Source organism: Candidatus Frankia alpina (genome assembly GCF_902806485.1).
Taxonomy (GTDB): Bacteria; Actinomycetota; Actinomycetes; order Frankiales; family Frankiaceae; genus Frankia; species Frankia alpina.
Window position 1 is genome coordinate 1 of sequence record NZ_CADCWT010000065.1, and the last position, 22,068, is coordinate 22,068.

The window sequence follows — 22,068 nt, forward strand, 5'->3', positions numbered from 1 at the left end:
CGAACCTACACAATCAGAACCTAAGTTCCCGGTATTGGGCGTGGGTCGGGCCCGACCTGAAGATACCGTGCCACGGCGGTGATCAGGCGGTCGACGTGGTCAACAGTCGTGCCCACGCCGATGCTTGCCCGCAGCGCGCCACCCGGCGCGCCGAGCCGGTCCAGCAGCGGATGCGCGCAGAACCGGCCGGCGCGCACCCCGATGCCGTGCTCGGCCGACAGGTACGCCGACACCCGGGCCGGGTCGTGCCCGGGCAGCGAGAACGCGACGACGCCGACCGCGTCCTGCCACGCCCCGGCGCCACCACCGCCGACCTGCGCGCTGTCGGCGTCCGATCCGAGGTCGCGGCCCGGTGCCGTCGTGGTCCGGTTCGCTGTCGCCCTCGGCGTCGGACCAGATGCGGTGGATCACGACGCCGTCGAGCCCGGTGAGCCCGCGCAGCAGCCGCGCGCGCAGGCTCGACTCGTGGCGTTCCCAGGCGCCCGGGGGGAGTGCGGCGAGCGTGCGGCAGGCGGCGGCGATCGCGGTCGCGCCGGCGAGGTTCGGGGTACCGGCCTCATGGCGGGCGGCGCCGGTGGCCCAGTGGACGGCGCAGGTGCCCAGGCGCCGCCGCCGGCCAGGTAGGGAGGTGCGGCGTCGAGCCAGTCGGGCCGGCCGACCAGCACCCCAGCGCCGAACGGCGCATACAGCTTGTGCCCGGAGAAGGCCAGGTAGTCGAGATTGTCGGCGGCCATGTCGAGGCGGCGGTGCGGGGCGAGCTGGGCGGCGTCGACGAAGATCCGGGCGCCGGCGCGGTGCGCCATCCGGGCGAGCCGGGCCAGCGGGGGTGTCTCCCCGGTGACGTTGGAGGCGCCGGTCACCGCGAGCAGGGCCGTGGGCGCGGCGCTCAGCTCGGCCTCGAGCGCGGCGAGGCTCTCGGCCAGGGTCGCCCGGGCGGCGACGGATCGGTAGCCCGCGCGGGCGCGCCAGGGCAGCAGGTTTGCGTGATGCTCCACGTCGAACACCACGACCCCGCCGACCCCGCCGACCGCGTCGGCGGCGGGCAGGCAGCGGGCGAGCAGGTTGACGGCGTCGGTGGTGTTGCGGGTGAACAGGGCGAGGTCGCCGTCGCGGGCGCCGACGAAGCGGGCGACGTCGCGCCGGGCGCCCTCGTAGAGGGTCGTGCAGACCTGGGAGGCGAACCCGGCGCCGCGGTGCACGCTCGCCGAGTAGGGCAGCATCCGGGCCACATGCTCGGCCACCGCGGTCAGGCACGGTGCGCTGGCCGCGTGGTCGAGGTTGGCGTATTCGGCCCACCCGCCGCCGACCAGCGGCACGTCCAGCCCCGCTCCCTGCACTGCCAGCAGCGCGCCGGGCGCGGCGTCGCCGGTGGGTTGGTGACCGGCTGGCCATCCGGTCGACTGGTCGGGGCGATCCTGCCGGCCGGGGGACGGGTGCGCGGCAGAGATGATCGACATCATCATTGCTCCTGGTAAGACCCATGAAGGGTCGGCACTTGCCGTCGGCGGGGTTGCCGAGGCCTCGTCACCACCCGGGGCACCCCGCTGCATAAGGAGGGTTGCCGGCCAGCAAGCCGGGGCTGAACGCTGACACTCAAGACGTGGGAAAGACCATAGCAAAGCCTCGGATCCCCTGCGGGAGGGCGGCACTGCCGGCGTCGAGTGTGACACTCGTCGGCGAGGTGACGGCATGGGCCCGGTCTGGGAGGGAATCACCACGGCGGGCCGGGATCCGGCCGAGCGCCGCGGTTCCGCGGAACCGCGGAACACCACGCACCGGCAATGAGGCGACACCGGCGAACACAGCCGAACCGAAAGCCCATGCGGCGAGATGAGTAAGTCCTGTCGACTCGGGGTCGTAGCCGATCAATGTTGAGTAACGGTGGTGTGGTCGCGCCTGCCCCGCAGTCAAATCTCGGACCGCGAAAATCCGGCGGTAACGGCCGGTGCGATGCGTGGGAAGCGCGTTGCGTTGCGGTGCGATGCGTACGAGCCCGGGGCTCAGACCATGCAGAACGCACCGCAACCTGCCACTGCCCTGGTTCGGACTCACTCGTCTATGGCCACACGGTGAGCGCGCGGAACCGGTAGCCGTCCTGGTTGGCGACCGACTCCCAGCTGAACGTCACCCGCCTGTCCGCGATGAGCTCCCGGAAGCCATCCGTCGCGATCATGGAGTAATGGACCCAGCAGCCGCCCGGGACTTCCGGGGCGTCGATCACACCCCAGCCCCGCTCCGCGTCGTATGTGCGCACCATGCCGCGGATCGCCGCGGGCTCATCACCGGTCACGGCGATCACGATGCCGCACTCCCGCGCCGCCGTCGCCGGAATTTCGCCGGCGCCGGCGTCGCGCTACTCGGTGGCGCCGAGGGTGGCGGCGAGGACGAGCAGCAGCAGCACGACGACGGCCACACCCGCCAGCCACGCCCGGCGCGCCCGCAGCCAGGTGTATCCGGCCGTGACCACGCCCGCGGCCGGCGTCGCAGCCAGGACGATCGCGCCGAGCAGGACGATGGCGCCGGCCCGCCCGTGGCGCAGCCCGCCGATCAGGTCGGACAGCCGCATCGTTGCGTCGCCGCCGAGCGGGTCGACGCCCGAGCCGTGCAGCCAGCCTCCGCCGCTCTCGGCGAAGGAGACCGCGAGCCCGGCGAGCACCAGGGCGGCGCCGAGGCCCCCGCCGATCCGTAGCACCAGCGCGACCTGACGGGCGCCCGCCTCGGGTGCACCCGGTGCCGCCTTCACGCGAGGCCCCGCAGCAGCATCTGGACGCTGACGATGAGCAGGACGACGAGGAAGATCACCCGTAGTGCTCCGGCGGGCACCACGGCCAGCAACCGCGACCCGATGCGCGCGCCGACGACCGTCCCGAGCGCCACCGCGCCGGCCAGCAGCGGCACGACGTCGCCCCGCTGCAGGTAGACGACGGCGCTCGCGGCGCCGGTCACCCCGATCATGAGGTTGCTCGTCGCCGTCGACACCTTGATCGGCAGGCGCATCGCGAGGTCCATGGCCGGGACCTTCATCGCCCCAGAGCCGATACCGAGCAGGCCGCTGATCGCTCCGGCGGCGGTCATCATCGTCAGGCCGGTGGCGGTACGGGTCACCCGGTAGGGACGGATATCGCGGACCGTCGTGCCGGTGCCGGTTCCGTGCAGGCTCAGGGCGTCGGCGATGGGATCGTCCGGCACGGCCAGGCCGTCGCGATCCTGCCGGTGGCGCAGCATCTGGACCGCGCTGACCGCCAGCACGACCCCGAACACCGTGTACAGCGCGCGGGTGCTCAGGTGCCCGGCGAGCAGCGCCCCGGCGATGGCGCCGCTCACCGTCGCCACCTCCAGGGCGACCGCGACACGCAGGTTCGCGAAGCCCTCGTCGAGGTAGCGCGGCGAGGCCGCGGCGCTGCCGGCGACCACCGAGATCACCGAGGCCCCGATCGCGAGCCGCATGTCGAGGCCGAAGGCCAGCGTCAGGATCGGGACGACGAAGGTGCCGCCGCCGAGCCCCAGCAGGCTGCCCAGGCAGCCGGACAGGACGCAGACGGCGGTGATGGCGACGATCTCGGCCAACGGGTTCACGGCGCCTCACCGGGTAGGAAAAATTAGTTCTGGTACAGAGCATATCTGTACCAGAACTATCCTGGAGGCGTGAGCGGCGGATCCGATCAGCGAATGACGGCCACCGGGCAGGGGGCGTGCGTCACGCACTGGTGGCTGACCGAGCCCAACAGCAGCTCGGTGAACCCGCCGCGGCCGCGGCTGCCGACGACGAGCAGCTGCGCGGCCGCGGCGGCGTGGAGCAGGGCCCGGGCGGGGCTGTCCGCGACGGTCTCCTTGGCCACCTGGACGGGCAGCCCGCCGCCGTGCTCGGCGATGATCGTGTCCACGGCGTCGTTGAGGGTGCGCTGCGCCTGCTCGGCGAGCGCGGAGCCGAAGTCCCCATAGATCCCCGGGTAGACCGGCACCTCGAGATGCCAGGCATGCACGACGCGCAGGGCGGTCTTGCGGACGGTGGCGGCCGCCACCGCCCAGCGCAGCGCCCGCAGGGAGGCGTCCGATCCGTCGATGCCGACGACGACCGGGCGTTCGGCCACTGATGTCGCCGCTGTGCCCGCCGCATCCCCGGGACCGGCCGCCCCTGCAGCTCCGTCGGGCCGGTCGTCGTCGCCGGGTACGACGACGACGGGCAGCGACGCGTGGTGCACGAGCCCCTGGCACACCGACCCGGCCACCAGCCGGTGCAGCGCGCCGTGCCCGCGTTCGCCGACGACGACGAGCTGCGCGCCGATCGCGAGCCGCAGCAGCTCCGGCACGGGGCTGCCTTCCTCGACGCGTTCGGTCACCGTGACCGCCGGATCAGGGATGTGCACCGCCGCCACCGTGTCCGCGAGCACCCGCCGCGCCGCCTGCGCCAATCCCGCGCGGTCGGCGCTGCTCGCCGCGTCGAAGACCGAACGCGGCTCCCCGATCGCGTCCCAGACCAGCACCGCCGTCACCGGCAGCCGGCGCCGCGCCGCCTCGTCGACGGACCAGCGCAGGGCCGCGACCGACCCCGGCGAACCGTCGACCCCCACCACGATGCCGCCCGTGTCCGACTGGCCCGCCGCGTCCGGTTCGCCTGTGGTTCGCGCCATCGTCGTCACCTTTCTCGCTACTGTGATCCCTGACACCGTCGATCCCTGACCGCGTCCACCATGCCTGTGCGTGGACCTGCGCCGACGCGCCGAACGCCGCTGCCGGGTCGGTCGGTTGGCCGGGTCGGAACGGGCCAGAGGGCCCTTGAACCGTATCCGTTTCCAGCGTCAGTGACCGAGGCTGTGGGAACCGAGGGTGTGGGAGAGGAAGGCGAGGACGGCGGGCATCCGTTCGGCGGTCGGGAAGGCCCCGCCGTGGCCGGCGCCGGGCACGATCGTGACGTCGGCGGCCGGTGCGCCGGCGGCCCGCAGCGCGTCGGCGAGCTCGAGGGACTGGCGGTGCGGCACGGTGCAGTCGGCGTCGCCGTGCTCGATGAGGAATGGCGGCAGAGGAGCGCGGCCGAGGTAGTTCAGGGGGCTCGCGACCCGGACGAGCTGGGGCACGGCGGCCACCGTGCGGCCAAGGAAGCGGGACTCCGGCGAGTCGGGACGGCCGTGTGAGGCGTCGGACACCGCACAGCGCTCGTTCGCGCGAACCTGGTCGTCCATCGAGGCGAAGTTGATCGGGCCGTAGAAGTCGACGACGGCCTGCACGGCGCTGGAGACGCCCGGATTCCCCAGCGCCGGGTCGTCGTACATCGCCACCCCCGGCGTCGTCCCCAGCATGACCGCGAGGTACGCCCCCGCCGATGCGCCGCTTGCCGCGATCCGGTCCGGGTCCAGGTCGTGGTCGGCGGCATGGGCACGCACCCAGCGCACGGCGGCCTTGACGTCCTGGACGGCGGCGGGGAAGCGGGCCTCGGCGGACAGCCGGTAGTTCAGGCTGGCGACGGCGTACCCGGCGCGGACCAGCGTGCGGATCACGGGCAGGTCGTCGCGCTTGTCGCCGAGTGCGAACGCGCCGCCGTGGATGGTGATGACCACCGGCAGTCCCGACCCGTCGCGGGCGGCAGCGTCGGCCGCCGGCGGCGGCGTGGGCCGGTAGAGGTCCAGGCGCTGGGCGGGTGACACCGGCGCGTAGGCCACATCCCGCCGGACCCACATCCCGTCGACCTCGTCGGACCCCTCGGCCAGGCCGCCCGCCCGGCCGGGGCTGCTGGTCGGCGCCGATGTCTCCGGTCGGGTGGAGTCGTGCCGGGAGCAGGCGGCGACGGCGAGCCCCAGGGCGAGCAGGCCGCAGGTGGCCGCGGCCATGAGACGGTGCGGGACGTGGTAAATGTCGGCGATCCTCTCGGGGCCGGGCGGCGGCTGCCGGACCGGGCGACTGGCTGGTCGCGTACCATCATGCCTGCGCCATTCGGGCGATTATATCGTCAGTCCGGCTCGGGGGCGGATCGTGGTGCGGACGGAATGTGAGCGGCGCCATGTGGTTCTCTGGGAGACCTTTTCGGTACAGCGCGGTACCGTTTTTTGTGATGGTGCCGAAGGCCCCGTGGCGGGGTCTGTGGTCCGCCCCGGTGTGTTCGCTGGGCCGTCGGTCCGAGGGGAAGGAGTGGCAGACCATTTCGCCTCCGGTCGGGGTCGGCCACGGGACGAGTCCCGTGAGCAGGCGATTCTGGACGCGGCGCTGGAGCTGCTCGTCGAGGTCGGCTATGACCGGATGAGCATGGTCGCCGTCGCGGCCCGGGCCCGGGCCAGCAAGGCGACGATCTATCGGCGGTGGTCCTGTAAGGACGAGATGGTCGTGGAGGCGCTGCGTCGCCACGGTCCCGCCGAGCACGTCCCCGCGGACACCGGCTGCCTGCGGGACGATGTAGCCGCCGAGGTCCGCCTCATGATCAATGCTGTCTCCGGCCCGGAGGGGGCGCTGCTCGTCGGCGTCCTGCGGGCGGCCAGCGAGTCCCCTCGACTGGCCGCGGTGATCCAGGCCAACCTCCTGCAACGCAAGGTAGATCTCGGCCGCTGCCTGCTCGAGCGGGCGATGCGGCGGGGGGACCTGCTCGCGAAGGCCGAACCGGCGCTGCTCATCGAGGTCATCCTGGCGATGATCTTCACGCGCCTGCTCGTCACGGGTGAGCCGCTGGACGAGGCGTTCGCCGACCACATCGTCGACGACGTCGTGCTTCCACTGCTCGCCGGCCGGCCGGCCCCGCCCGCGGCTACCTCGAACACCTGAGCTAATATGGTCTCGAACACCTGCGCGAAGGCGGAGTCACAACCGCCTCTGCCCGCCGCCGCCTCGTCTGCGCCCCGCGCGTCGGTCGCCCCTGCTCACGCCCGGGAACACCTACCCGTTCGATGTCCCGGCAGCTCGACTTCTCCGGGAAGGAGCCCCTCTGTGACCACAACTGCCGCCCGCCAGGCCAAAGATCCCTCGGTAGGCCTGGCCGACGACGCCCCTGATCCTCGGCGGTGGCTGGCGCTGAGCATCATCGCCGTCGCGCAGCTCATGGTCGTCCTCGACGCCTCGATCGTGACCATCGCGATGCCCCACGCCCAGGCCGACCTGGGCATCTCCACCGCGAATCGGCAGTGGATGGTCACCGCGTACACCCTCGCCTTCGGCGGCCTGCTGCTGCTCGGCGGGCGCATCGCCGACTACCTGGGCCGCAAGCGGGCCTTCGTCTGGGGGCTGTTCGGCTTCGCGCTCGCCTCGGCGCTCGGCGGGCTGGCGCCGAACGCCGCCCTGCTGTTCGCCGCCCGCGCCCTGCAGGGCGCGTTCGCGGCGCTGCTCGCCCCGGCCGCGCTTTCGCTGATCACCGTTGCGTTCACGGAGAGCCGCGAGCGGGCCAAGGCGTTCGGGGTGTACGGCGCGATCTCCGGCGGTGGCGCGGCGATCGGGCTCATCCTCGGCGGCCTGCTCACCGAGTACGCCTCCTGGCGGTGGTGTCTGCTGGTAAACGTGCCGATCGCGCTTGCCACCGCGTTCTTCGCGGTGCCGGTGGTGCGGGAGAGCCGCGCGCAGGGCGAGGCCCGCTACGACCTGCCCGGCGCGGTCACGGTCACCGCCGGGCTCGTCGCCCTCGTCTACGGCTTCACGGTGGCCGCCGAGGACGGCTGGAGCGACGCCCGCACCCTCGGCCTGCTCGTCGGCTCGGTAGTACTGCTCGCCGCGTTCGTCGTCATCGAGTCGCGCGCCGTTGCGCCGTTGCTGCCGCTGCGGGTCGCCTGGGAACGCAACCGTGGCGGATCGTTCCTGGCCTCGCTGCTGATCGGCGCCGGCCTGTTCGCGATGTTCCTGTTCCTGACCTACTACTTCCAGCAGACCCTGGGCTACAGCGCGCTGAAGACCGGGTTCGCCTTCCTGCCGTTCAGCGCCGGGATCATCCTCTCCGCCGGCACGGCCAGCCAGCTGCTGCCGCGCATCGGCCCGCGGGTGCTCGCCGGGGTCGGGACGACGTTGGCCGCGGTCGGCATGGCGCTGCTGTTGTCCATCGAGGTCGATTCCAGCTATGTCGCCCATGTGCTGCCGTCCGAGCTGCTCATCAGCATCGGCATGGGCTTCTCGTTCGTCCCGCTGTCGAACCTGGCCCTCGTCGGTGTCGCCGCGCACGATGCCGGGGTCGCGAGCGCCCTGGTCAACACCACCCAGCAGATCGGCGGCTCGCTGGGCACCGCCCTGCTCAACACCGTCTACGCGACCGCCATCGGCAGCTACCTCGACGGCCACGGCCACGGCAAGGCGGCCCTCGCGCAGTCGCAGATCGAGGGGTACACCACGGCGTTCCTGTGGGGCGCGATCCTCATCGCGGTCGCCGCGGTGGTGATCTTCGTGTTCATCCGTGCCGGGCGGGAGTCCGCGGTGAACGTGGAGGGTGCCCCGGCACACGTGGGCTGACCTCGCCGGTGCGGGCCCCCGCAGGGCCCGCACCGGTCCGGCGCGACCTCAAAGGTCGGTCTCCTCGCTCAGCATCGCCTGCGAGCTGAGCCGGAAGCCGACGGTCCCATCAACAATCTTGCGGATGACGCTCGCCTTCGGGTCCTTACCGCCCACCCCGTCCACGCCGAGGGCGCCGGCCAGCGCCCGAAGCTGCGGCACCGACACCCGGCCGAGGGCGGCCAGGCGCTCGGCGGCCTCCTCCCGGCTCGTCGCGCCGAGCAGCGCCGTCCGTAGCACCTCGACATCCACCGCGGCCGGCAGCGCCGCTTTCGCCTGGGGTGCGGGTCTCGCTGCCCGGCCATCCTGCGCGGCCGTGAGGGTCAGCCGCGTCCGTCCGGCCAGCAGCTCGCCGACCTGGTGCTCGTTCAGGCCGGCCACCAGATCGGCGAGCTGGCGTAGGAGCAGCGTGCTCAGCCGGGCGGCTTCAGGGGCGATGCTCATGGGTGAAGCGTCCTGATTCGCTTGAGGAACTCCTCGACGAGGCGGTGCAACTCCCAGGCGAGAGCGGGGGTGACCTGGTCGGAGAGGATGACGGGAAGCTGGGTGCGAGCCGCGCCGGCGAAGTGGTGGTTGCTCTCCCGGACCATCGCCTCGAAGACCGGCAGTCCGAGCTGCCGGGTCTGGGCGATGTAGGGACGCAGGGCCGCGATCGGCTTGCCCGAGTAGTACTGCACCATCGTGAAGACCACGCCGAGGATGATCGGTTCCAGCTTCTTCACCGCCGGATGCAGGTCCGACTGCAGGTCGACGATCCGGTTGAATTCCCAGATGAACCGGCGCAGTCGGGCCTGCAGGTGCTCGATGCCGAGGGTGGACAGCTCGTCCGGACGGGCGGGGATCAGCAGTTGGTCGCTGGCCGCGACCGCGGCGCGGGTGATGACGCCGAAATTCGGCGGGCAGTCGAGCAGGACCAGGTCGTAGGCGTTCGGCGGCAGGGTCGCCAGCCCCGCGGCGAGCCGCAGGTAGACGTCGAAGTAGTGCCGCGTCGAGCGGTGTACCTCCGCGCCGCCGAGGCGCGCGGCAAGGTTCATCTCGACATCGCCGAGTGACAGGTGGGAGGTGATGAGGTCGAGCGCGCCGCTGCCCTGCGCGATCCGGGAATTCACCATCGGAGGCGAGGTGACCAGGGGGGCCAGCGGTGGCACCGGGGCGTCCATCCGCCACGCCTCGAACCACTGCTTGATCGTCTGGTTGTCGGCGAGTTCCGCCCGCCGCTGCTCCGGCCGGTAGAACGAGAAGGTCAGGCTGGCCTGCGGATCCAGGTCGATGAGTAGGACGCGCTTCCCCCAGGCGGCGATCTGCGCGCCGATGTTCGCGGTCAGCGTGGTCTTCCCGACCCCGCCCTTGTAGTTCACGACCGAGATCACGCGCACGGCGGCCCGCCCCCATGCTCGGTTGCTGACCGGATCATCCGGTTTCCCCCCGTCGCTCCGGTGCCACCCGTTCCCACGGTGTGACTCGCGGTGGACAGCACATCACGGGATGCGGGCCCGCCATGGGCAAGGATTCGTGCCGGGTGGCGGCGATGCGTACGCCTTGACCGGCAGTGGTGCGACCGACGCCATATTGGGACCACGATGGGTGATCCGGATGTCATGGCCGTCCGGCGGTCCGCGCGTTCCCACCCCTACGTGCCGGCCTTCCGGCGAGACCGGTTACGTTCCGGCAGTGCGCCGCGGACGTCGTCGAACAGCGGTCTATCGTCCCGGCGACTCCGGTGCTGTCACTGCCACTGTCTCGGGGGACGATGCGATACATGGGTACCTCGAGTGGGGTTGGGCCCGGCACGGAGCTCGGCCGGACCGTGGGTCAAACCATCCGGGCGACCACGGTGCCCGGATCCGGTGCGGGCCGTGCGGGCCGGGATGCCGCCGGAGCCAGGCGTTCCGCCGGAGCCGGTCGTGGCGCGGGAGCTGGTCGCGGCGCGGGGAGCGGTAGCGGCGTCGGCGACGGGCCGGCTGCCGGTGGAGTCGGGCGTCGGCGGCGGCCGGGGCTGCCCGCGTGGGGCCGGCCGTGGGTGCCGCGGGTCGCAGCGTTGCTGACCCTCGCCGTGGGCCTGCTCGACGTGGTGTCCGCGCTGACCCCGGAGTGGCGGTCCCGGCTGGCGGACCTGCGGGTGCTGCTGCCCGCGGCGGCCTCCCGGCAGGCCGCGGCGTTCACGGTCGTCATCGGCATGCTGCTGGTCCTGCTTGCCGCCGGCCTGCGCCGGCGCAAGCGCCGGGCGTGGCGGGCGGCCGTCGTCCTGCTCGGGCTGAGCGTCGCGCTGCACGTCGCCAAGGGGCTCGACTACGACGAGGCGGCGGCGTCGGCCGCGCTGCTCGGCGTGCTGGTACTGGTCCGCGGTGAGTTTCGGGCCAAGGGCGACCCGACGACCCGCTGGCGGGCACTCGGAGCCGCCCTGCTGCTGACCGCCGGGTCGATCGGGATCGGCTTCCTGCTGCTGCACCTGCGCGAGCACCGCATCGCCGGCCCGCATGCCTGGTCGGCCCAGCTCGAACAGATCGTGTTGGGGCTCGTCGGCGTCCCCGGCCCGCTGCACTTCACCTCCGACCGCTTCGCCGACCTCGCCGACCGGGTGCTGCTCACCCTGGGCCTGGTGACCATCGGCACCACCGGCTACCTGGCGCTGCGTCCACCGCAGCCGCGGCCGCGGCTGACCGAGGACGACCAGGCGCGGGTGCGGACGCTGCTCGACCGGCACGGCGACGCCGACTCGCTCGGCTACTTCGTGCTGCGTTCCGACAAATCGGTGATCTGGTCCCCGTCCGGCAAGGCGTGCGTGGCCTACCGTGTGATCTCCGGGGTGATGCTCGCCAGCGGCGATCCGCTCGGGGACCGGGAGGCGTGGCCGGGGGCGATCGGTGAGTTCCTGCGCGAGGCGGCCGACCACGCCTGGACCCCGGCGGTGATCGGCTGTTCGGAGGCCGGTGGCACGGCATGGACCCGCGCCGGGCTGACCGCGCTGGAGTTCGGCGACGAGGCCGTGGTCGACGCCGCCACCTTCACCCTGGACGGCCGGGCGATGCGCAACGTCCGCCAGGCTGTCGCGCGGGTCGAGCGCGCCGGGTACACGGCCGTCGCCCGCCGGGTCCGCGATCTTGCGCCGCCCGACGTCGCGGGGCTGAAGGCGCAGGCGGCGGCCTGGCGCGGCAGCGAGACCGAACGCGGCTTCTCGATGGCACTCGGCCGGCTGGGCGACGGCGAGGACGGCGACTGCGTCGTCGTCCTCGCCTACGAGAGCACGGCGCGGGACACCGGCACCGTGGCTGCGCCCGACGAGTCGGCCTCCGGCGCAGGGGTTCCGTCCGACGCGGAGCCGCGGCTGCGCGCGCTGCTGCACTTCGTGCCGTGGGGGCGTGACGGACTGTCCCTCGACGCCATGCGGCGCGACCGTGCGGCCGACAACGGTCTGAACGAGTTCCTCATCGTCAGCACCCTGCGCCAGGCGCCGCAGCTCGGCGTGACGCGGGTGTCGTTGAACTTCGCGTTCTTCCGCTCCGCCCTCGAACGCGGCGAGCGCCTGGGCGCGGGGCCGGTGGTCCGCTCCTGGCGCGGCACGCTGCTGTTCCTGTCGCGCTGGTTCCAGATCGACAGCCTCTACCGGTTCAACGCCAAGTTCCAGCCCACCTGGCAGCCCCGCTTCGTGTGCTATCCGGCGACCGCCGAACTGCCGCGGATCGCCCTGGCGATGCTCGAGGCCGAGGCGTTCCTCGTCTGGCCCCGCTGGCGCGACCACCTTCCTCGCCCCGGCGCGCTGCTCGCCGCCGCCCGCCGCCCCCGCCGTGAGTGCCACCTGCCTGAGGAGGACCGGACGCAGTTGCCGGACGGCCCCTGACCGGGGCTGGTGAGCGGGCTCGGACGGCGGTCGTACACGGACACGGACCCGCCGGTGCGCATCTGGTTCGACTGCGGCCTCGGCGACCACGAGGCGCTGGGGGACACCCTGTGTCGTCCCGTCGTCTGCCGTGGGGGGTGTGGCGGTGGGCACATCCACGCTGCCGCGACAGGTGGCGGGGAATGCCTTGGCAGGCCACGACGTCATGACGGTGACAGTGATCCTCGTGGGGCGGGGGTGTTCCGTGATGCTGTCGGGTGGACGTCGCGACGCTCAGCACCTGAAAGCTGCTTCGCTGCGCAGCAGCGCGACGTCGTGGCTGCATGCGGCGCCGCGGCACTTCCCGGTGACGACCGTCCTGCTCGCAGTGCTCCTCGCGGCGCGGGTGCTACGCGGGGTTGACCCGGATCGCGCCACCCGCTGGCAGTGGGCGACGAGCACGACGTTGCACCAGATGCTGCACCACCCCCTCGGCGTCCTCGTCGGCAGCATCCCCTGGGTGACCGACGGGCCGGTGGCGCCGTGGCTGGCGTTCGCCGCCTTGGCCGTCGGCGGGTTGGAGGCCACGGTCGGGAGCGTGGCGACGCTCGCGGTCGTGTTCGGCGGTCACACCGCGGCGACGCTGATCTCCGAAGGGATCCTGGGGCTTCGGGTCGTGACCGGCGACCTGCCGTCCAGCGAGCTGCACGTCCTCGACGTCGGCCCGAGCTACGTTGCCGGTGCAGCCCTGGCCGCCCTGGTCGCGCTGCCCACCTCCCACCGGCTGCGCACCGTCGCCGCCGTCACCCTCGTCGTCGTCGCCCCGGCGATGATGTACGGCGTCACCGACGGCGACCTCGACGGGATCGGCCACACCGCCGCCCTCGCCCTCGGCGCGCTCGCCGGAACCATCCCCGCCCTGCGCCGTCCCGTTTCCGCCCGGCCGGCCCGTGCCTTCGCCGTGCCGTGGCGGGCGTCGTGGCCACGGCCGGCCTACTCGCCCACCGAGCGAGCCGCCATGCCCGCACGCTGGGCGATGCGCATTCGCCGGGGGATACCACCCGCCCCGGCCGGCACCGCCGACGTCCCCGCTCGCCCACGCCAGGCCTGGTGGTCCCTTCCGCGCGGACTGCACCACTGACAAACCATAGATATAAAGGATTGTTGGTGTAAGACCGGTTGCTCCATCGCCGGGTCGGCTGCGGGCCAGGAAACGGGGTGGATCGTGGCTGGTGTGAACAATGGAATTTATCGGATCACGCTCGACGGACGGCAGATTCTGACCGCTGCCGGTGGGAGCAACGTCGTCCTCCTGCCGGAGCAGTCCGGCCAGCAGGAGCGGCAGGTGCAGCGGGCGGACAACGAGACCTGGGTGATCCGGCAGGCGAACTCGCCGAGGTTTCTCGGTTTCGACGGCGAGCCGGAGATCTTCGAGTGGGTCCAGGTGCTACCCCAGCCGCGGGAGTGGCGGATCACCGACGGCCCCCATTCCGGTACCTTCCCCCTCGGGGTGCCGGAAAACCAGCTCACCCTGGGTCTGCACCCGGCGCTCATCTACCCGCCGCTGATCGCGCTTTCGCCGATCTTCGGCGAGGACCGTGGCTGGAGCTTCGAGAGCGTCGAGTAGCCGCGGCCGCCCAGGCCGGGAGCGGATCGTGCCGCATTTCCCGGCATTGTCGGGTGAATTCTCCTCGGCCGAGTTGGCCGGAAACCACATTGACCGCTTGCGGTCGTCGTCGGCGCCCCGTGGAATAGACGTGTGGCGTTCGCGGTCTGCCGGTCCGGACGCAGGCATGATGGTGTCCGGCGCCACGGGCGGCGCACTTTGTCTCCGAACCGCACGTTCATCGCGTATCCGTCTGCCCGTGGGCCGTCATAGTACCCGCCGCACCGGCACCATGCTGGCATCGGCCGCGAGAGGAGGCATCCTGCCGCGGCGCGGCACCATCCCGCCCGAGGCCGGCCGTGTCACGGCCGGCTGTTTGACGACCAGAAACGGGGTTGACCGTGGGAAAAATCGCTGACGGCGTCTACCGGATCCGCATCGACGGCCGGGACAATCTGACCCTGAGCTCGCCCGACCGCAACAACATCTTCCTCCTGCCGGGCGAGGGCCCCGGCCAGGAATGGGAGATCAGGCAGTCCGGAAACGGGCAGAACGGCGACAGCACCTACACGATCCGCCAGACCTCCGCGCCGCTGTTCGTCGGTTTCGAAGGCTCCCCGGACGTGTTCGAGCGGGTCCGCCCCCTCCCCGAGCCCCGCGAATGGCGGATCACCGACGGGCCTCGGCCGGGCACGGTCAATATCGGCGTCGTGGAGAACGAGCTCACCCTCGGCCTGCACCCGGCGCTGATCTTCCCGCCGATGGTCGCCCTGTCGCCTGTCTTCGGCGAGGACCGCGGCTGGGCCCTCGAGCCCGCCAACTGATCGCCCAATGCCCCCGAACGACCTGGCGGCGCTCGGACCTGCCCGCAGAACCAGGGCGAGGTGGCGCCCAGGAAGACGACAAACCTCCGTGCCGCGCCGCGGCGACTCTGCCCTCAGGGCTGGTCTGCCGCGGCGCGGCACTCTGCGCTTCCGTCCCACGGCCGGGTGCCGCGGCTGCCGCCGCCGAGTCCTGCCAGAATGTGGAGGATCGGATGGTCGCCTCGCTGGCCTCGGCGCGGGGCGGGATGTCGCTAGGGAGCGCCGGCCGGCACCCGGGAGGGTGGTGCGGGCGGGCAGCCGGGGACCTGTCAGGAGCGTGGGGAGGGCGGGACGCCGGGTGCGTGAAGGTAGGTGGACGACGGTCACCGCCTCCCAGTTCGCTCATGAGCGGGAGGCGCTGCAGCATATCCAGACGAGGCTGCCGGACGCCGAGCCCTACCGGGCCTGGTCGAACTTCACCTTCACCGCCGACACCGGCCACGTCCGCGAGGTGGACCTGTTCGTCGCCGCTCCCGGCGGCCTCTACCTCGTCGAGGTCAAGAGCCTGCACGGCCGGCTGTACGCCAGCGGATCGAACTGGATCCAGCGGGCGCCGAACGGCCGCGAGCGGGTGTTCGACAACCCACTGCATCTGGCGGAATCGAAGGCCAGGCAGCTGCGCTCGCTGCTGACCCGCCGGTCGAACGCCCTGCCGCCGAGCAAGCGGGTGCGGATCCCGTTCATCCAGGCCGCCGTGTTCCTCTCGGTCGCGGAGCTCACCATCGTGCTGCCCGACCATCAGCTCGTCCGGGTGTTCGGGCCCGAACCGGAGACCGGCCAGCCGGCCCGGGGCGTGCTACCCCCGATCGTCACCGGGCTGCTCGGGCAGGCGCCGCGGGAGGAACGCGACCGGGTCCGCCAAGAGCAGTCGAAGGCGTTAACGGATCTGCTGCGCGCGGTGGGGATCGCCTGCAGCCGCCGGCACTTCAGCGTCGGTGCCTGGCAGCTCGCCTTCCCGCCGTTCGACACCGGTCCGACCTGGCAGGATCATCACGCCACCCACGCCCAGCTTTCCCGTGAGCACCGGCGGGTGCGCATCTACCTGGTGGAACGGGAAGTCGGCCAGTCGGCGCGGGACGGCGTGGAGCGGGCGGCCCGCCGGGAGATGATGTCCCTGCACGGCATCAGCCATCCCGGCATCGTCCAGGTCGACTCGATGGAGTCGCATGAGGCGGGCCCGGCGCTGGTGTTCCGCCACGACCCGCAGGCGTTGCGCCTCGACCACTTCCTCGCCCGTTTCGGTGACCGGCTCGACGCCCTGACCAGGTTGGACCTGGTCCGCCAGCTCGCCGAGGCGATGCGCTACGCACACGGCCGGCATCTGCATCATCGCGCGTTGTCCGCCCGCAGCATCCTCGTCACCCCGGCTCCCCGCCAGCGTCGGCGCGGAGCCGACGGAGCCGACGCGGGCGACGCGGGCGATCAGGATGCCCGTTGGCTCGCCCCCCACCTGCAGATCAGCGACTGGCAGGCGGCGACGCGGGGGACCGGGACGGAGGGCAGCGCGACGCCGAGCGTGTCGGTGCGGACCAGCTCGGTGGGCCAGGTCGTGCCGCATCTCGAGCGCGCCGCGGTCGGCTACCTTGCCCCGGAGCTCACCGAGCCAGCGCCCGACGCGGTCGCGCTGGACGTGTTCGGTCTCGGCACGGTGTCGTATCTGATCCTCACCGGGCAGCCGCCGGCGACCTCGCGGTTGGAGCTGTCCGCGCGGTTGGAGGAGGCCGAGGGGCTGCGGCCGGCCGGCCAGACCGACGCCGTTTCCGCGCTGGCCAACGAGCTGGTCTGGTGCGCCACCCGCCGCCGGCCGGTGGATCGGTTCGCGACGGTCAGCGAGTTCGTCGAGTACCTGAGCGTCGTCGAGGAGGATCTGACCGCTCCCACCAGCCTCACACCACCGGCGGCGGGCGGCGCTGCGGGCGGATCCACCGGCGACGGCGGCGATACCGGCGATGGCGGGAACGGGGGTGCGTCCGACGACGAACCCGAGCCCGACCCGCTGGAGGCCCGCCGCGGCGATCTCGTCGGCGGCGAGTGGCGGATCGCCAAGCGGCTGGGCACCGGGTCGACCTCGCGGGCGTTCCTCGCCCACAACGTCCGCACCGACGCCGACGAGGTCCTCAAGGTCGCGCTGTCCGAGGACAAGGCGCCCCGGCTGGAGCATGAGGCGCGGGTGCTGCGCGGCCTCGCCGACTCGCGGATCATCCGCCTGGCCCGCCAGGAGCCGATCCGCGTTGGTGGGCGCACGGTGCTGGTCCTCGCCCATGCCGGGGAGCGGACCGTCGCGCGCAAGCTTCGCGACGAGGGCCGGCTGACCGTCGACGAGCTGGAGACGTTCAGCGACTACCTGTTCGGCGCGGCCGACTACCTCGACGGCGAGGGCGTCACTCACCGCGATCTCAAGCCGGACAACATCGCCATCAAGATCCGTAAGAATCGGAGCCGGCAGCTCGTGCTCATCGACTTCTCGCTGGCCGGGATCTCGGTGCAGGAGCTGGAGGCGGGTACGCCCCGCTACCTCGACCCGTTCCTCGGGCCGCCGCTGCGTCCCGTCTACGCCGCCGCCGCCGAGCGGTACGCCCTGGCCGTCACTCTGCACGAGATGGCCTCGGCCGAGCTGCCCGTGTGTGGCGACGGCCAGTCCGAGTCGGCGCGGCAGACCGACGGACCGCCGCAGCTCGCCGTCGAGGCGTTCGATCCGGCGATCCGCGACGGGCTCACCGCCTTCTTTCTGCGGGCGTTCGAACGCGACGCCCGCCGCAGGTTCACCACGCTCAAGGAGATGCGGGACGCCTGGACAGCCGTGTTCCGTGCCGCCGACGTCGCCATCCCGACCTCCATCGACCCCGCAGACGCCCTCGAGCGCGGTAGGGGCGGTAGGGGGGGAGAGCCGGATGGAGCCGAGACGGGCGGGCCGCCGTCGGCGCCGGCCGGCACCGACGCCGAGCCGCTGGCCGACGAGGCGGAGCGCCTGGCCTGGCGGGCCCGCGACGAGCTGGCGGCGCAGGCCACGGCGACCACCCCGCTCGAGGCGGCGGGGCTGTCGCCACGGACGCTGTCCGCCGCCCACGAGCTGGCCGCGGTGACCGTGGCCGACCTGCTTGCCCCTCACCCCGAAGCAGCTCATCAGCAAGCTCGGGATGGGGGTGAAGACCCGCCGCGAGCTCCAGAGTCGCATCCGCGAGTGGCGTGCCCGACTTGGCGCGCCTCCCGAGGACGGCCGGCCACCGCGCGTCTTCGCCGCCGACCTCGCCCAGATCGGCCTGGACGACATCGCCGCGCTGCTCGTGCCGGCCGTGCAGCGCACCGGCCGCAACGCCACCGAGGTGGCGGCGACCCGGCTGCTGCTGGGCCTGCCGGACGACAACGGCGCGCTGGCGGGACTGCCGGCGTGGCCCCAGCACCGGCTCGTCGCCGAGCGGCTGGACGTGACCCCGGCGCGGATCGCGCAGGTGCTGGTCAAGCAGCGTCGGGCCTGGAGCCGGCAGCCCGTGGTCGGCAACGTGCTGCGTGAGCTGATCGAACTGCTGGCCGCCTCCGGGCGGGTGATGAGCGTCGGGGAACTGGCCGCGGCCCTGCTCGGCCGGCGTGGCGCGGTCGTCGACGGGGAGGAGCTGCGGCGGGCGATCGCCACCGCGGTGGTGCGGGCGGCGGTCGAGACCGACGAGGTCGCCGACGAACCGCGCCTGCGCACCCGTCGCCAGGGCGACCGGATCCTCGTCGCCCTGGAGGTCGCCGAGTTCGACGATCCGACGACCCCGCCCGCACCGGCGCTGCTCGACTACGCCTACGCGCTCGGTGCCGCCGCCGACCGGCTCGCGGCCGCCGAGGTCCTGCCGTCGTCGGCGACCGTGCTGCGGACCCTGGCCGGGATCAGCACCGCCGGATTGTCCAGCGCCAACCGCCGCCTGTCGCCCCCGGCTCGCCCGACGGCCGACGCGTCCACTTCCGTCCACCCCGAGTCCGTCTCCGACCTCGCGTCGATCGACGTGTCGGGCGGCGCCGGCGAGTCGTTGGCGACCGGTGGGATGGACCCGGACGCCGAGGCCGCCGTGGCGGGTGAGCCGGGCGGTCGGATCGGCCTGCTCGACGAGCGTCGCCTGGTCCGGCTCGCCGCGGCGGCCTCCCGTAACGCTGCCGTGACTCCCAGGCTGGAGATCTACCCGCGGGACCTCGACGCCGTGCGGGCCCTGCGGCTGGCCCAGGCCGGCCTGGTCTCCCCGCGTCCCGGGCTGGAGCGCTCGCGCCAGCTCGACGAGGCGCAGGTGCGTGCTCGGGTGCGCACCCGTTTCCCGGAGCTGGCGGCGGAGCTGCCGCCGCGGCCCGCCCTGGACACCGCGCTGCGCGAGGCCGGCTTCGAGCTGGACTGGTCCCGCAGCACCGGTGCTACGAGCTGTCCGGTCACCTGCTCGCGTCGATCACCGTGACGAGCCTTGCCACCGGCGGCGCCGGGCGCGGGCCGACCGCGCTCGGCGCCTACCGCTACCTCGCCGACCGGCCCGAGCTGGCCCAGGCCGCGGCCGCCGAGCAGCGGCTCGCCGGGGCCGCGGACGGCGACGGGTTCCGCGCCCTCAGCGTCCGGCGTACCCTGACCGTCTCTGCCGCGCACCGGCTCGCCGCCCGGTTCGGCGCCGAGCCGCTGAACGTCGCCGCCGTGTTCCTCGCCGCCCTGCACGAGCAGGTCGACCCGCGGCCGCTGCCGACGTGGGAGACCGTTCTCGCGGCCGATGCAGCCCCGCCCGGCACCCGCGCCGCGCGGAAGATCTCCGAATACGTCGAGGCCGCCTGGGCGGCGGCCCGGCCTCGGTTGCTCGCCGCGATCCGCCGCGACCCGGCCGCCGGTGCCGGCCCCGCCCGGCCGCTGCTGCTGGTCGACGCCGGTCCGTTCGGGCGGTACCGGGGCCTCGACGTGCTCTACGCGATGGCCGAGCTGGCCCGGTCCGGGCAGCGGCCGACGTGGGTGCTGTGCCCGGCGGCGGACCCGGGGGAGCAGCCCCGGCTCGACGGGGCGCTCGTCGAGGTGCAGACGGAGAACGAGTGGATTCGCCTGCCCGACGCCTGGGTGCGGGGGGAGCATCGCGACGCCATCGGCGACCTCGGCGCCTGACCTCGGCGGGTGCGGCGGCGGGTAGGGCAGGGTGGATGCGGGCAACGGCTGTGGAGAGGCAAGGCGTGACGATCAAGCGGGCGGATCTGCTGAAGGACCTGCAGCGCCAGGTGAAGGCGCTGGAACGTGACCTCGGCGAGCAGGTGAACGCCCTCGGTGAGGTGCACAACCGGCTGCGCGCCGAGTACGACGAGGCGTTCCAGGTGGAGCGCACCGCGGCGGACTGGCAGCCGTGGCTCGGCGAGCGCATCATCCAGGTGGCGGCGGCGTGGGTGCTCGGCACCGTCTTCGTCCGGTTCTGCGAGGACAACGGCCTGCTGCTCGACCCGTTCCTCGCTGGTCCGGACCCGGCTCGGATGGCGCTCGCCGAGGAGCTGCAGGACGAGTTCTTCCACGTCGATCCGGGGGAGACCGACCGCGGCTGGCTGATCCACGGCTTCGACGCGATCGGCGCCGTCCCGGCCGGCGCCACAACGCCCTGTTCCAGATCCCCGTCTCCCACGACGCGGCCAAGGCGCTCATCGCCTTCTGGCGCCGCCGCGGCGCCGACGGCACGCTCGTCCACGACTTCACCGACGCCGATCTTGACACCCGGTTTCTCGGCGACCTGTACCAGGACCTGTCCGAGGACGCGCGTAAACGTTACGCGCTGTTGCAGACCTCCGACTTCGTCGAGGAGTTCATCCTCGATCTGACGCTCACCCCGGCGATCGACGAGTTCGGCTACGACGTGGTCCGGATGATCGACCCGGCCTGTGGCTCCGGCCACTTCGTCCTCGGCGCCTTCCACCGCCTGCTCGCTCAGTGGGCCGAGCATGCCCCGAACCGGGAGCCGTTCGAGCGGGTTCGCCTCGCGTTGCAGGCCGTGCACGGCGTCGACCTCAACCCGTTCGCCGTCGCCATCGCCCGCTTTCGCCTGATGGTCGCCGCCCTGCGCGCCGCCGGCTTCACCACCCTCGCCAACACCACCGGCTACACCTTCCCCCTCAACATCGCCATCGGCGACTCCCTGCTCAAGCAGACCCAGCAGGACATGTTCACCGCCGACCTGACCGACGTCGCCGACTTCTCCTACACCACCGAGGACCTCGCCGACTTCCCCGGCATCCTCAAGGAGGGCACCTACCACGCCGTCGTCGGCAACTCCCCGTACATCACCGTGAATGACAAGAAGCTTAACGCCCACTACCGTCGGATGTACGACGCGTGTAAGGGCGCGTATGCACTGTCGGTGCCGTTCGCGCAGAGACTGTTTCGAGCTAGCCAAAGAGGCGGACAGTGAAGGCAATGGGGCTGGACTGGTTGGTCAAATAACGGCAAACTCATTTATGAAGCGTGAATTCGATAAGAGGTTCATCGAAGAATTTCTTGCGAACCGGGTCGAGGTGTCGATGGTTATCGATTCCGCCGGTGCATTTATTCCTGGCCATGGCACGCCAACGGTTATTATTTTTGGGCGCCCAAAAAGAGCTGGTCGGTCCGACGCTGTGCGCGCAGTACTTGGTGTGCGAGGGGAGCCCGGGGTGCCGGTAGAACCCCGAAAAGGCCAAGTCTGGTCGGCTATTATGGCTCAGTTTGGGCACTCCGGATCGGAATTCGAGTGGATAAGCGTGTTGGATGTTCAGCGTGCTGTGTTCTTTCGATATCCGTGGAGTATTGGAGGCGGTGGTGCGGCAGATCTTCTGTCATTGATTGAAGCCCATAGTGACAAACTTGGCGGGGTTATTGATGTTGTTGGAAGAACGACGCATACGGGGCTTGATGATGCCTTCTATCTTCCCGGTGCGGCAAGCAACACCCGGGGGCTAGCTCGTTTCTGCGCTCCCATAGTGTTGGGTGAGGATATCAGAGACTATTTGCTCGAAGCTCCAACGGTCACATTGTTCCCCTACGCATCGGACGGTGCTGAGCGGGCGATCGATGAAGTTGAGCGGAGATTTTTTTCGCACGCGGACTCACCTGGCGCGCCGGGTTGACTTTGGAAGTACCCCGGAACAACGCGGGCTTCGCTGGTTCGATCATAGCATGTTCTTTGCGAAGCGCTATACGGTCTCGTGTTCCATTGGGTTCTCTTTTGTGGCTACGCACAACAACTTCGCTTTTGATCGTGGCGGCAAAGTATTCAAGCAGTCGGCGCCGGCAATCAAGCAGTCGGCGCCGGCAATCAAGTTGGCGGATAGTGCGATCGAAGAGGAGTATCTTCGGTTGTTGGGGGTGCTCAACAGTTCGT

Annotated in this window: 19 protein-coding genes, 1 pseudogene and 1 riboswitch; of the genes and pseudogenes, 11 read left to right on the plus strand and 9 right to left on the minus strand. The window is 71.8% G+C overall.

The features are described from left to right. Positions 1–20: 20 nt before the first annotated feature. The 7 genes and pseudogenes from G6R25_RS26640 to G6R25_RS09780 all read right to left on the minus strand — a co-directional run. Positions 21–272: pseudogene (locus G6R25_RS26640) on the minus strand (aminotransferase class V-fold PLP-dependent enzyme); the annotation flags it as partial. Positions 273–407: 135 nt separating this feature from the next. After that, complete coding sequence (locus G6R25_RS09755; RefSeq protein WP_235947940.1) at positions 408–1,457, minus strand: aminotransferase class V-fold PLP-dependent enzyme; 1,050 nt, start codon at positions 1,455–1,457, stop codon at positions 408–410. A 29-nt stretch (positions 1,458–1,486) separates the two neighbouring features. Beyond that, a riboswitch (SAM riboswitch) is annotated at positions 1,487–1,601 on the minus strand. Positions 1,602–2,056: 455 nt separating this feature from the next. Continuing rightward, complete coding sequence (locus G6R25_RS09760; RefSeq protein WP_235826224.1) at positions 2,057–2,290, minus strand: cold shock domain-containing protein; 234 nt, start codon at positions 2,288–2,290, stop codon at positions 2,057–2,059. Between the two features lie 63 nt (positions 2,291–2,353). Next, entirely contained in the window at positions 2,354–2,743 is a 390-nt protein-coding gene (locus G6R25_RS09765; RefSeq protein ID WP_163552723.1) for a DUF1634 domain-containing protein, read from the minus strand. Next, positions 2,740–3,576, minus strand: coding sequence for a sulfite exporter TauE/SafE family protein (locus G6R25_RS09770; protein WP_163552724.1), 837 nt, complete (start codon positions 3,574–3,576; stop codon positions 2,740–2,742). The genes G6R25_RS09765 and G6R25_RS09770 overlap by 4 nt, the downstream gene beginning before the upstream one ends. Before the next feature lie 86 nt (positions 3,577–3,662). Next, positions 3,663–4,631, minus strand: a complete 969-nt coding sequence (locus G6R25_RS09775) for a universal stress protein (RefSeq protein WP_205447003.1) — start codon at positions 4,629–4,631, stop codon at positions 3,663–3,665. Between the two features lie 168 nt (positions 4,632–4,799). Continuing rightward, positions 4,800–5,825, minus strand: coding sequence for an alpha/beta hydrolase (locus tag G6R25_RS09780; protein ID WP_163552725.1), 1,026 nt, complete (start codon positions 5,823–5,825; stop codon positions 4,800–4,802). Positions 5,826–6,123: 298 nt separating this feature from the next. On the opposite strand from G6R25_RS09780, the gene G6R25_RS09785 reads away from it, so the two are divergent. Together G6R25_RS09785 and G6R25_RS09790 are read left to right on the plus strand one after the other, a co-directional pair. Continuing rightward, a complete protein-coding gene (locus G6R25_RS09785; protein ID WP_163552726.1) occupies positions 6,124–6,747 on the plus strand; it encodes a TetR/AcrR family transcriptional regulator in 624 nt (207 codons plus the stop codon). Positions 6,748–6,909: 162 nt separating this feature from the next. Further along, complete coding sequence (locus tag G6R25_RS09790; protein WP_163552727.1) at positions 6,910–8,409, plus strand: MFS transporter; 1,500 nt, start codon at positions 6,910–6,912, stop codon at positions 8,407–8,409. Between the two features lie 48 nt (positions 8,410–8,457). Here the strand turns inward: G6R25_RS09790 and G6R25_RS09795 are convergent, their stop codons facing one another. Then, positions 8,458–8,892, minus strand: a complete 435-nt coding sequence (locus G6R25_RS09795; RefSeq protein ID WP_136447739.1) for a hypothetical protein — start codon at positions 8,890–8,892, stop codon at positions 8,458–8,460. Beyond that, entirely contained in the window at positions 8,889–9,824 is a 936-nt protein-coding gene (locus tag G6R25_RS09800) for a ParA family protein (RefSeq protein WP_163552728.1), read from the minus strand. The genes G6R25_RS09795 and G6R25_RS09800 overlap by 4 nt, the downstream gene beginning before the upstream one ends. 644 nt (positions 9,825–10,468) lie before the next feature. Here G6R25_RS09800 and G6R25_RS09805 point away from each other — a divergent pair. From G6R25_RS09805 to G6R25_RS25125, 9 genes are all read left to right on the plus strand, one after another. Next, positions 10,469–12,286 (plus strand): phosphatidylglycerol lysyltransferase domain-containing protein, encoded by a 1,818-nt coding sequence (locus tag G6R25_RS09805; RefSeq protein WP_163552729.1) that lies wholly within the window; start codon positions 10,469–10,471, stop codon positions 12,284–12,286. Between the two features lie 145 nt (positions 12,287–12,431). Then, positions 12,432–13,406 carry a rhomboid-like protein gene (locus G6R25_RS09810; protein ID WP_205447004.1) on the plus strand — a complete coding sequence of 325 codons (975 nt, stop codon included), beginning with the start codon at positions 12,432–12,434 and terminating at the stop codon, positions 13,404–13,406. Positions 13,407–13,499: 93 nt separating this feature from the next. Continuing rightward, complete coding sequence (locus G6R25_RS09815; RefSeq protein ID WP_336501066.1) at positions 13,500–13,892, plus strand: hypothetical protein; 393 nt, start codon at positions 13,500–13,502, stop codon at positions 13,890–13,892. Positions 13,893–14,272: 380 nt separating this feature from the next. After that, positions 14,273–14,695, plus strand: a complete 423-nt coding sequence (locus tag G6R25_RS09820) for a hypothetical protein (protein WP_163552732.1) — start codon at positions 14,273–14,275, stop codon at positions 14,693–14,695. 337 nt (positions 14,696–15,032) lie between these two features. Then, complete coding sequence (gene pglW / locus G6R25_RS09825; RefSeq protein ID WP_235947941.1) at positions 15,033–18,245, plus strand: BREX system serine/threonine kinase PglW; 3,213 nt, start codon at positions 15,033–15,035, stop codon at positions 18,243–18,245. A gap of 909 nt (positions 18,246–19,154) precedes the next feature. Beyond that, on the plus strand, positions 19,155–19,838 hold the full coding sequence (locus G6R25_RS09830; protein ID WP_163552733.1) for a hypothetical protein: 684 nt from the start codon (positions 19,155–19,157) through the stop codon (positions 19,836–19,838). A 268-nt stretch (positions 19,839–20,106) separates the two neighbouring features. Next, on the plus strand, positions 20,107–21,120 hold the full coding sequence (pglX, locus tag G6R25_RS09835; RefSeq protein WP_161983099.1) for a BREX-2 system adenine-specific DNA-methyltransferase PglX: 1,014 nt from the start codon (positions 20,107–20,109) through the stop codon (positions 21,118–21,120). 46 nt (positions 21,121–21,166) lie between these two features. Then, complete coding sequence (locus G6R25_RS09840; protein ID WP_136449256.1) at positions 21,167–21,814, plus strand: hypothetical protein; 648 nt, start codon at positions 21,167–21,169, stop codon at positions 21,812–21,814. A 49-nt stretch (positions 21,815–21,863) separates the two neighbouring features. After that, a partial coding sequence (locus G6R25_RS25125) for a hypothetical protein (protein ID WP_205447005.1) occupies positions 21,864–22,068 on the plus strand: 205 nt, incomplete at its 3' end.